Below are 11,057 nucleotides of genomic sequence, written 5' to 3'. Positions count from 1 at the left end.
AATGCCGCCACACAGACGCGGGATGGAGCAGTCTGGTAGCTCGTCGGGCTCATAACCCGAAGGTCGTCGGTTCAAATCCGGCTCCCGCAACCAAATACCAAGAAAGGCTACTCGAAAGAGTGGCCTTTTTTGTGTCTGGCGAAAAAAGCTCTACATTACAAAGATTTTGTAATTATTTTCCTTCGCGGGGATTGGTAACTTGGCTGGATACCTCCATCCTGTCGCGCATAGCTCAAGAGGTGATTGATGCGCGCCCACTCGTCTGACCCGCAAGACTCCGTTACCGCGACACAACCGATCAAAGCCGAGCGACTGCGCTGGCTGGATCGGATCAGCCAGTACCGCCAGCCCATTGGCCTCGCGGTCACGCTGCTGCTGTTTGCGATTGCATTGATTGCTTGCCGCCATCTGCTGAGCGAACTCGATCTATACGCTCTGCACGACTCGATTCTTGAAGTGCCCCGGCCCGCCCTGCTTGGTGCGATCGCCGCGACGGTCGCCGGCTTCATCATTCTTTTGGGCTATGAATGGTCCGCCAGCCGTTACGCCGGTGTGACGCTGCCGCCACAAACCATGGTCCTGGGCGGGTTCACCGCATTCGCCATCGGTAACGCCATTGGTCTGTCGCTGCTGTCGGGCGGCTCGGTTCGCTACCGTCTGTATGCGCGCCATGGCCTGGGGGCATCGGATGTCGCCCATATGACGCTGTTCGCCAGCCTGTCCCTGGGCTGCGCGTTGCCGCCGTTGGCGGCCCTGGCGACACTCAGCAATCTGCCCGCCGCGTCTGCCGCGCTGCACTTGCCTGCCGCCTTGCTGGGGGCCATTTCCGTGGCGGTGCTGCTGCTCACCAGCGTGCTGGCCATCGGCATCTACCGCCGGCGCCTGCCGGAACAGCCGCATCGGGACAGCCTTCTGGTAAAGGCCGGCCGTCGCACGCTGCGCCTGCCGGGCCGTCGCCTGACCTTCCTGCAACTGGTGATCACCGCGCTGGATGTCGCCGCGGCCGCCACCGTGTTGTATCTGTTGCTGCCCGAGGCGCCGCCGTTCGGCGCTTTCCTGCTGGTGTACTTGCTGGCCCTGGCTGCCGGCGTACTCAGCCATGTACCGGGCGGGGTCGGGGTATTCGAGGCGATCCTGCTGGCCGCGTTTGCCGACAAACTCGGCGCCGCACCGCTGGCCGCCGCGCTGTTGCTGTATCGCTTGATCTACGTGCTGCTGCCGATGCTGGTGGCCTGCGTGTTGCTGCTGATCAACGAGGCGCAACGGCTGTTCCAGACGCGCCAGAGCCTGCGGGCGGCATCGGGTTTCGCCGCGCCGATCCTGGCGGTTCTGGTGTTCCTCTCCGGCGTGGTGCTGCTGTTTTCCGGCGTGACACCGGAAATCGACACCCGCCTGGAGCACATCGGTTTCCTGATCCCCCATCGGCTGGTGGACGCTTCGCACTTCGGCGCCAGCCTGGTGGGCGTGTTGTGCCTGTTGCTCGCCCAGGGCCTGCGCCGTCGCCTGTCGGCCGCCTGGATGCTGACCACGGTTCTGCTCCTGGTGGGCGCCCTGCTCTCGCTGCTCAAGGGCTTCGACTGGGAAGAAGCCACGCTGCTGACCCTGACGGCCGCCCTGCTGGCGATATTCCGGCGCTCCTTTTATCGTCCGAGCCGCCTGACTGAACTGCCGTTTTCCCCGCTGTTCCTGATCGCCAGCCTCTGCGTGCTCGGCGCCTCGATCTGGCTGCTGCTGTTTGCCTATCAGGACGTGCCCTACAGCCATCAACTGTGGTGGCAGTTCACCCTCGATGCCGACGCCCCTCGCGGCCTGCGCTCGCTACTGGGTGCTGCGGTGCTGCTGGTGGTGGTATCCCTGACCTGGCTGCTGCGAACCGCGCGTCCGGTGATCCACCTGCCGACGGCTGAAGAGCTGGAGCGGGCCAAGACGATTCTCATGACCTCCTCGCAACCCGACGGCGGCCTGGCCCTGACCGGTGACAAGGCGCTGCTGTTCCACCCCAACGACGAGGCGTTCCTGATGTATGCCCGCCGTGGTCGCAGCCTGGTGGCGCTGTATGACCCGATCGGGCCGACCCAGCAACGGGCCGAAATGATCTGGCAGTTCCGCGACCTGTGTGACATCTACCATGCCCGCCCCGTGTTCTATCAGGTGCGCGCCGAAAACCTGCCGTACTACATGGACATCGGCCTGACGGCCATCAAGCTGGGCGAGGAAGCACGGGTCGACCTCAAGCGTTTCGATCTCGAAGCCAAGGGCAAAGAGATGAAAGACTTGCGCTACACCTGGAACCGCGGCACCCGTGACGGCCTGTCGCTGGAGATCCACGAACCGGGCCAGGCGCCGATGGATGAGCTCAAGGTCATTTCCGATGCCTGGCTGACTGGCAAGAACGTGCGGGAAAAAGGTTTCTCCCTGGGGCGTTTCAGCGATGACTACCTCAAGCATTTCCGCATCGCGGTGATTCGTTTCGAGGGCCGGCCGGTGGCGTTCGCCAACCTGCTGGAAACCCACAGCCACGAATTGGCCAGCCTCGACCTGATGCGCGCCCACCCCGAGGCGCCGAAACTGACCATGGAGTTCATGATGGTCGGCCTCATCCAGCATTATAAAAACCATGATTACGCCCGCTTCAGCCTCGGCATGGTCCCGCTGTCGGGCCTGCAACCGCGGCGCGGCGCACCACTGACCCAGCGCCTGGGCTCGATGGTGTTCCGCCGTGGCGAGCAGCTCTATAACTTCCAGGGGCTGCGCCGCTTCAAAGACAAATTCCAGCCAAACTGGGAACCTCGTTACATGGCCGTGCCCGCCGGACTCGATCCGCTGGTGGCACTGGCCGATACTGCCGCCCTGATTGCGGGCGGCCTGACCGGACTGGTGAAACGCTGATGATGCAACGCTCCTGGCGATACGTAGTGGCCGCCCTGCTGGTGCTGGCGGTAATTCTCGGTGGCGGTTACTGGTACTGGAACCGCCCGGCCCCGCAACCTACCTTGGAACAACTCGCGCCCGCCGATGGCGCAGCACTGACCCGGGTCACTCCCGGTACCAAGGCGCGTGCCCGGGTGCTAGTGGCAGTCAATGAAGACCAGAAGCTCAACGACACGCAATTGACGACCCTCAGCCGTAGCGGCTCGGCGCAGATCGTCCAGGTGATCCTGCCCAAGGACTGCATGTTGCAAGGCCGTGCCCTGCAGGCCGGCCTGAGAGAGCTCCAGGGCCCGGCCACGCTGGTCAGTGGCATCGGCCCTGGCGCCGTGCTGGCCTGGCGTTGGCTGGCTGAACAGAAGGACGACAAGGCCAAGGCCGTTTCAGTGGACCTGGCCCTGGAAAAACCCGGCTGCACCCATCTGCTACCTAAAAAGGCAGCCCACGGCCATTGGCTGGTGGCCTGGAACGATAACCCTGACGATACCAGTGCCGGTTTCGTACGCGACCAATCGAATGCCGAGACCAGCATCAGCGACTACGACATCAACCTGCCGCAAGTGCTGAACAACGAACTGCGCAAGATCCTGGTGGGCACCGATAAGGCCAAGGGCGGCCTGAGCATCCCGGTCGTGGAAGTCCCGGCCAGCCAGACACGAGACACCGTCACCCTGTTTCTCTCCGGAGATGGCGGCTGGCGCGACCTGGACCGCGACGTGGCCGATGAAATGGCCAAGATCGGCTACCCGGTGGTCGGCATCGACACCCTGCGCTACTACTGGCAGCACAAAAGCCCGGAGCAGAGCGCGGCGGACCTGACCGAGCTGATGCAGCACTACCGGCAGATCTGGGGTACCAAGCGCTTCATCCTGACCGGCTACTCCTTCGGCGCCGACGTATTGCCGGCCATCTACAATCGCCTGCCGGCCACCGAACAACAGCGAGTCGATGCGATCATCCTGCTGGCCTTCGCCCGCACCGGCAGCTTCGAGATCGAAGTCGAAGGCTGGCTCGGCAACGCCGGCACCGAAGCCGCCACCGGCCCGGAAATGGCCAAGCTGCCAGCCGAGAAAGTGGTGTGCATCTACGGCGGTGAAGAAGCCGACGAAAGCGGCTGCACCGACAAGACCGCCGTTGGCGAAGCCATCAAGCTGCCTGGCGGCCATCACTTCGACGAAAACTACCCGGCCCTGGCCAAGCGCCTGATCGATGAGATCAACAAACGCCAGAACAAGGTTGCCGAACAGTGATCTGAGGCAAGCCTGAGGAAAAGCCCCGGCAGCCTTGCGGTTGCCGGGGCTTTTTTGTCGCTGCCGGGTTTACACAGGCCCCTCTTGTGGGAGCGAGCTCGCTCGCGATGGCGGTGGCATGTTCAACAACGATGCAACCGACACTCCGCTATCGCGAGCAAGCTCGCTCCCACAGGGGCTTCATCCTGGCATCAGCCTGTGTGTCGCCCACAAAAAAGCCCCCGCCGCCGCAAGGCAACGAGGGCTTTTGTTCTCCTGATGCTACATCTCGACCTGCGTCCCCAGTTCAATCACCCGGTTCAACGGCAGATTGAAGAAACGAAGGTTGCCGTTGGCATTTTTCAGCATGAAGGCGAACAGTATCTCGCGCCAGCGGGCCATGCCCTCAAGCTTGGAGGCGATGACGGTCTCGCGACTGAGGAAGTAAGTGGTGCGCATCGGGCTGAAGTCCAGGTCATCGAGATGACAGAGCTTGAGCGCCTGCGGAACGTCCGGCTCATCGGTGAAACCGAAGTGCAGGATCACCCGGAAGAACCCTTCGCCATAGGCATCGACTTCGAAGCGCCGCTGCAGCGGCACCCGGGGAATGTCTTCGTACACCACTGTCAGCAGCACCACCTGCTCATGCAGCACCTGGTTGTGCAATAAATTGTGCAACAGGGCGTGAGGCACAGCGTCCGAACGCGCAGTCAGGAACACGGCGGTGCCCTGCACCCGGTGCGGCGGCTGCACGCGGATGCTGCTGATGAAGATCGGCAGCGGCAGCGCCCCTTCATCCAGGCGCTCCACCAGCAACTGCTTGCCGCGCTTCCAGGTGGTCATCAGCACGAACAGGGCAATACCGGCAATGACCGGGAACGCACCGCCCTGAATGATTTTCGGCACGTTGGCGGCGAAGTACAGGCCGTCCACCAAAAGGAAACCGAGTAGCACCGGAACAGCCAGCAGCGGCGGCCATTTCCACAACAGCAGTATCACGGCGGACACCAGGATCGTGGTCATCAGCATCGTACCGGTCACGGCCACGCCGTAGGCCGAAGCCAGCGCGCCGGAAGATTCGAAACCCAGCACCAGCAGCACTACACCCACCATCAACGACCAGTTCACCGCACCGATGTAGATCTGGCCCTGCTCGGCGCTGGAGGTGTGCTGGATATACATCCGCGGGATGTAACCGAGCTGGATCGCCTGGCGCGTCAGGGAGAACGCGCCGGAAATCACCGCTTGCGAGGCGATCACCGTGGCCAGGGTCGACAGGCCCACCAGCGGGAGCAACGCCCAGCTCGGCGCCAGCAGATAAAACGGGTTGCGCGCCGCTTCCGGGTCGCCCAGCAACAACGCGCCCTGGCCGAAATAGTTGAGCATCAGCCCTGGCAGCACCAGGATGAACCAGGCGCGGGCAATCGGTTTGCGGCCGAAGTGCCCCATGTCGGCGTACAGCGCTTCGGCGCCGGTCAGCGCCAACACCACGGCACCGAGGATCGCCACGCCCATGCCCGGGTGGACAACAAAAAAACGCACGGCCCAGGCCGGGTTCACCGCCTGCAACACCTCCGGATGTTGAGCGATGCCATACACGCCCAGGGCGCCAAGCACCAGGAACCAGGTGACCATGATCGGGCCAAACAGGGTGCCGATCCGTGCAGTGCCGTGGCGCTGGATCAGGAACAGCCCCACCAGCACCACCAGCGACAAGGGCACCACCCAGTGATCGATGCCTTCGAACGCCAGGCCAAGGCCTTCAATGGCCGAGAGCACGGAGATCGCTGGCGTGATCATGCTGTCGCCGTAGAACAGCGCCGCGCCGATCAAACCGCAGATCACCAGGAATGTCCGCAGTCGCGCCCTTCCCGCCGCGGCTCGCCGCGCCAGGGCGGTGAGCGCCATGATCCCGCCCTCGCCCTGGTTGTCGGCGCGCAGCACGAACATCATGTACTTGATCGACACGACCCAGATCAACGACCAGAAAATCAGCGACAGGATCCCCAGCACCCCATCGTGATTGACAGGCACGCCATAGGCACCGGAAAACACTTCCTTGAGGGTGTACAACGGGCTCGTACCGATGTCGCCATAAACCACTCCGACCGCCGCGACCAGCATGCTCAGCGGCTTCGCTGCCGAATGCTCGGCACCTGCCACCTGACTACTTGCATGACCCATCCAACACTCCCGTTTCCCAGACCTGTCTTCTTGAACGAAGCACTATGCTTTGTTGAGGCAGCATGCGCTGTTTTACGCATTGTTACAGACGTTTTGTTGACTGTAGCAATCGCCAGAACGCAAAGGCGCGAAGCATAGCGCAGCACTCGTCGCATTTCCCGGTATAAAGCTGGTCAAGTGCGTCGACCCTGGATAGAATTGCGCACTTTTTGATCAGAGGCGCGCCAGGCGCCCTGTCTCGGCAAGAGACGATCCCCCTACACCGAGGTTAGACATGTCCACCACTACCGCGCCCGCCAATCCGAAGGTTGGCTTCGTATCCCTGGGTTGCCCGAAGGCTCTGGTCGACTCCGAGCGCATCCTGACCCAACTGCGCATGGAAGGCTATGACGTCGTGTCCACGTACCAGGACGCCGACGTGGTCGTGGTCAACACCTGCGGCTTCATCGATTCGGCCAAGGCCGAGTCCCTGGAAGTGATCGGCGAAGCCATCAAGGAAAACGGCAAGGTCATCGTCACCGGCTGCATGGGTGTGGAAGAAGGCAACATCCGCAACGTGCACCCAAGCGTGCTGTCCGTGACCGGGCCGCAGCAGTACGAGCAGGTGGTCAACGCCGTGCATGAAGTGGTGCCACCGCGCCAGGACCACAACCCGCTGATCGACCTGGTGCCGCCCCAAGGCATCAAGTTGACCCCGCGCCACTATGCCTACCTGAAGATTTCCGAAGGCTGCAACCACAGCTGCAGTTTCTGCATCATCCCGTCGATGCGCGGCAAGCTGGTGAGCCGTCCGGTGGGCGATGTGCTCGACGAGGCCCAGCGCCTGGTCAAGTCCGGCGTCAAGGAACTGCTGGTGATCTCCCAGGACACCAGCGCCTATGGCGTCGATGTGAAATACCGCACCGGCTTCTGGAATGGCGCGCCGGTGAAAACCCGCATGACCGAACTGTGCGAAGCCCTCAGCACCCTGGGCGTCTGGGTCCGCCTGCATTACGTTTACCCGTATCCGCACGTCGACGAACTGATCCCGCTGATGGCGGCCGGCAAGATCCTGCCGTACCTGGACATCCCGTTCCAGCACGCCAGCCCGAAAGTCCTCAAGGCCATGAAGCGCCCGGCTTTCGAAGACAAGACCCTGGCCCGCATCAAGAACTGGCGCGAAATCTGCCCGGACCTGATCATCCGCTCGACCTTCATCGTCGGCTTCCCCGGCGAAACCGAAGAAGACTTCCAGTACCTCTTGGACTGGCTGACCGAAGCCCAGCTCGACCGCGTTGGCTGCTTCCAGTATTCCCCGGTGGAAGGCGCACCGGCCAACGACCTGGACCTGGACGTGGTGCCGGACGACGTCAAGCAGGACCGTTGGGAGCGCTTCATGGCGCACCAGCAGGCCATCAGTTCGGCGCGCCTGCAAATGCGCATCGGCCGTGAAATCGAAGTGCTGGTAGATGAAGTGGACGAGCAAGGCGCCGTGGGCCGCTGCTTCTTCGACGCCCCGGAAATCGACGGCAACGTCTTCATCGACAATGGCAGCAACCTCAAGCCGGGCGACAAAGTCTGGTGCAAGGTGACTGATGCCGACGAGTATGACTTGTGGGCTGAACAGATCGGTTGATCCAGGCTTGGGCTCAAGCCGAACTGGCTTTTTGTGGTGAGGGGATTTATCCCCGATGGGGCGCGAAGCGCCCCTAAGCAAGAAAACTTCTCCCCAGCTCAATTCACTCGGCGGTTTTGGGGCTGCTTCGCAGCCCAGCGGGATAAATCCCCTCGCCACAGGTTCTGTGCTTACAACTACCAACTAACTCGGCCATCCCGAAAAAACTGAAAAGCCCTGCCTTGCGACAAGATGCGGGGCTTTTTTACGGCTATCGTATGGAGAAACCCAGTACATCCAGCACAAGGAACAGGCGGACATGCGCCAGCATTCGGTCATCCATACACCGAAACCGAGCGATTACCAGGAACTGACCCAGGTTTGGGAGGCGTCGGTGCGGGCCACCCATGAGTTCCTGCCAGACAGCTACATCGAACTGCTGAAAAACCTGGTGCTCACCCGTTACCTGGATGCAGTAATGCTCATTTGCACCCGGGACGCGCGCCAGCGGATCACCGGTTTCGCCGGTGTCGCGGCTGGCAAGGTCGAGATGCTCTTCATAGCCCCGCAACACCGTGGCCAGGGCCTGGGCAAGCTGTTGCTGCGCTACGCCATGGAACACCTGAATGCCGACCAACTGGACGTCAACGAACAGAATCCGCAAGCCTTGGGCTTTTACCTCAAGCAAGGTTTCGAAGTGGTCGGGCGTTCGGCAAAAGATGGCATGAACCAGCCCTATCCCCTGCTGCATATGCGCTACAGGCAGCCCGACCTGAAGGCCGGACGCGGCTAAAAGTTGCATGAGGCAAATGGACCCGCGATTAACCGGCCCCAGGCAGGTACAATGCCCACCCTCTTTTTGTTACGGCCCCCGTCATGACTGACCCGATTCGTCTCTCCAAACGCCTCATCGAACTCGTCGGCTGTTCCCGTCGCGAGGCTGAGCTGTTCATCGAGGGCGGCTGGGTCACCGTGGATGGCGAAGTGATCGACGAGCCGCAGTTCAAGGTAACGGCCCAGAAGGTCGAACTCGACGCCGAGGCCAAGGCCACCGCGCCGGAGCCAGTGACACTCCTGCTGAACGTCCCGGCGGGCATGGACGTAGACACCGCGATGGCCTCCCTTGGCCCACAGACCCTGAGCGAAGAACATCGCTTCGGCAAGCGGCCGCTCAAGGGCCATTTCCTGCGCCTGACCGCCAGTGCCGACCTGCAAGCCAACGCCAGCGGGCTGCTGGTGTTCACCCAGGATTGGAAGATCTTGCGCAAGCTCACCGCCGACGCCGCCAAGATCGAGCAGGAATACGTGGTGGAAGTCGAAGGCGACATGGTCGCCCATGGCCTCAATCGCCTGAACCATGGCTTGACCTACAAGGGCAAGGAACTGCCGGCGGTCAAGGCCAGCTGGCAGAACGAGAACCGCCTGCGCTTTGCCATGAAAAACCCGCAGCCCGGCGTGATCGCTCTGTTCTGCCAGGCGGTCGGGCTCAAGGTCGTCGCCATTCGCCGCATCCGCATCGGCGGCGTGTCCATCGGCAAGGTGCCGCTGGGCCAGTGGCGCTACCTGTCTGCCAAAGAGAAATTCTAATTTTTTCCGGCGCCGCACCGAACGCAGGCGCCCACTGCCGATTGATCAGGACTGCATACATGATTCACAACGACGTACTGCGCAGCGTGCGCTACATGCTCGACATCAGCGACAAGAAAGTCATCGAGATCATCAAGCTCGGCGGCCTGGACGTCTCCCTGGCGGACCTGGCGGGCTACCTCAAGAAAGACGAGGAAGAAGGCTTCGTGTTCTGCCCTGACGAGGTCATGGCGCATTTTCTCGATGGCCTGGTGATCTTCAAGCGTGGCAAGGACGAAAGCCGTCCGCCGCAGCCGATCGAAGTGCCGGTGACCAACAACATCATCCTCAAGAAACTGCGGGTGGCCTTCGAGCTGAAGGAAGACGACATGCACGCCATCCTCAAGGCCGCCGAGTTCCCGGTGTCCAAGCCGGAACTGAGCGCGCTGTTCCGCAAGTTCGGCCACACCAACTACCGCCCGTGTGGCGACCAATTGCTGCGCAACTTCCTCAAGGGCCTGACGCTGCGCGTTCGCGGCTGACTTCCCAGGTTGATCGTTCCCACGCTCTGCGTGGGAACGCAGCCTGGGACGCTCCGCGTCCCTCAAAGGCCGAACGCGCAGCGTCCGTTGAGGCATTTCCACGCGGAGCGTGGGAACGATCAAGCCAGCGCTCTCAGGCTATGATGTCCTTTTTACCCTGCCTCGATTTCAACCCATGACTTACAACGTCTCTCCCATCGGCTTCGTCCGCTCCTGCTTCAAGGAGAAGTTCGCCATCCCCCGCCAACCGCAACTGGCGCCGGCCGCACGCGGTGTGCTGGAGCTGGTGGCGCCGTTCGACCAGGGCGAGGCGGTGCAAGGCCTGGAGCAGGTCAGCCATGTCTGGCTGCTGTTCCTGTTCCACCAGGCCCTGGAGGACAAGCCACGCTTGAAAGTGCGACCGCCACGCCTGGGCGGCAACAAGTCCATGGGCGTGTTCGCCACCCGCGCCACCCATCGCCCCAACGGCATTGGCCAGTCGGTCGTGAAGCTGGAACGGGTCGAAGCCGGGCGCCTGTGGCTCTCGGGTATCGATTTGCTTGACGACACGCCGGTGCTCGACATCAAGCCCTACGTACCCTACGCCGATATCATCCCCTCGGCCTCCAACAGCATCGCCAGCGCCGCGCCTGAGTTGATCGCGGTGCAATGGGCGGACACCGCCCTGGTTCAAGCACACGAACATGCCACGCGCCTGGAAGAGCCGTTGGTGGAGTTGATTGAACAATGCCTGACCCAGGACCCACGCCCGGCGTACCAGATTCCCACAGCCGAACGGGAATATGGTGCGCAGTTCTGGGATGTGGACGTTCGCTGGCATTACCCGCAACCGGGGCTGATCCGGGTATTGGAAGTCGTTCCTGCCGGTAGATAAAACCCGGGAACGAAAAAGCCCGCGCGGCCTTTATCAGGCGGCGCGGGCTTTTTTTAGGTTCTTCACGGATTACCGGGAAAGACGCTCTTGATCTTCATGAAAAAGAATTCGCTATCCCGGTAACCGTACGCCATCCGCTT

8 protein-coding genes and 1 tRNA gene are annotated in these 11,057 nt (G+C 62.1%); 8 read left to right on the top strand and 1 reads right to left on the bottom strand.

All coding sequences use genetic code 11. The features are described 5' to 3' along the window. The first annotated feature begins 16 nt into the window (after positions 1-16). The 3 genes from BM317_RS29280 to BM317_RS29270 all read left to right on the top strand — a co-directional run bounded on the left by BM317_RS29280 (position 17) and on the right by BM317_RS29270 (position 4,178). Positions 17-93, top strand: a tRNA-Met gene (locus BM317_RS29280). A 153-nt stretch (positions 94-246) separates the two neighbouring features. Then, positions 247-2,889, top strand: a complete 2,643-nt coding sequence (mprF, locus tag BM317_RS29275) for a bifunctional lysylphosphatidylglycerol flippase/synthetase MprF (protein ID WP_092165935.1) — start codon at positions 247-249, stop codon at positions 2,887-2,889. Beyond that, positions 2,889-4,178 carry a virulence factor family protein gene (locus BM317_RS29270; protein WP_092477177.1) on the top strand — a complete coding sequence of 430 codons (1,290 nt, stop codon included), beginning with the start codon at positions 2,889-2,891 and terminating at the stop codon, positions 4,176-4,178. The genes mprF and BM317_RS29270 overlap by 1 nt, the downstream gene beginning before the upstream one ends. Before the next feature lie 261 nt (positions 4,179-4,439). Here the strand turns inward: BM317_RS29270 and BM317_RS29265 are convergent, their stop codons facing one another. Continuing rightward, on the bottom strand, positions 4,440-6,341 hold the full coding sequence (locus BM317_RS29265) for a potassium transporter Kup (protein ID WP_092165933.1): 1,902 nt from the start codon (positions 6,339-6,341) through the stop codon (positions 4,440-4,442). A gap of 274 nt (positions 6,342-6,615) precedes the next feature. Between BM317_RS29265 and rimO the strand changes: the two genes are divergently transcribed. The 5 genes from rimO to tsaA all read left to right on the top strand — a co-directional run bounded on the left by rimO (position 6,616) and on the right by tsaA (position 10,917). Further along, a complete protein-coding gene (gene rimO / locus BM317_RS29260; protein ID WP_092165932.1) occupies positions 6,616-7,956 on the top strand; it encodes a 30S ribosomal protein S12 methylthiotransferase RimO in 1,341 nt (446 codons plus the stop codon). Between the two features lie 298 nt (positions 7,957-8,254). Then, positions 8,255-8,728 carry a GNAT family N-acetyltransferase gene (locus tag BM317_RS29255; RefSeq protein ID WP_092477175.1) on the top strand — a complete coding sequence of 158 codons (474 nt, stop codon included), beginning with the start codon at positions 8,255-8,257 and terminating at the stop codon, positions 8,726-8,728. Positions 8,729-8,811: 83 nt separating this feature from the next. Next, a complete protein-coding gene (locus tag BM317_RS29250; RefSeq protein WP_092477173.1) occupies positions 8,812-9,522 on the top strand; it encodes an rRNA pseudouridine synthase in 711 nt (236 codons plus the stop codon). A gap of 59 nt (positions 9,523-9,581) precedes the next feature. Further along, positions 9,582-10,043, top strand: coding sequence for a YehS family protein (locus BM317_RS29245; RefSeq protein WP_053182473.1), 462 nt, complete (start codon positions 9,582-9,584; stop codon positions 10,041-10,043). A 175-nt stretch (positions 10,044-10,218) separates the two neighbouring features. Beyond that, a complete protein-coding gene (tsaA, locus tag BM317_RS29240; protein WP_092477171.1) occupies positions 10,219-10,917 on the top strand; it encodes a tRNA (N6-threonylcarbamoyladenosine(37)-N6)-methyltransferase TrmO in 699 nt (232 codons plus the stop codon). Positions 10,918-11,057: the final 140 nt, after the last annotated feature.

The organism is Pseudomonas sp. NFACC24-1, from assembly GCF_900115235.1.
Lineage (GTDB): Bacteria > Pseudomonadota > Gammaproteobacteria > Pseudomonadales > Pseudomonadaceae > Aquipseudomonas > Aquipseudomonas fluorescens_AA.
Note: the sequence above shows the minus strand (reverse complement) of the source record. Positions and strands in the feature narration are given on the sequence as shown.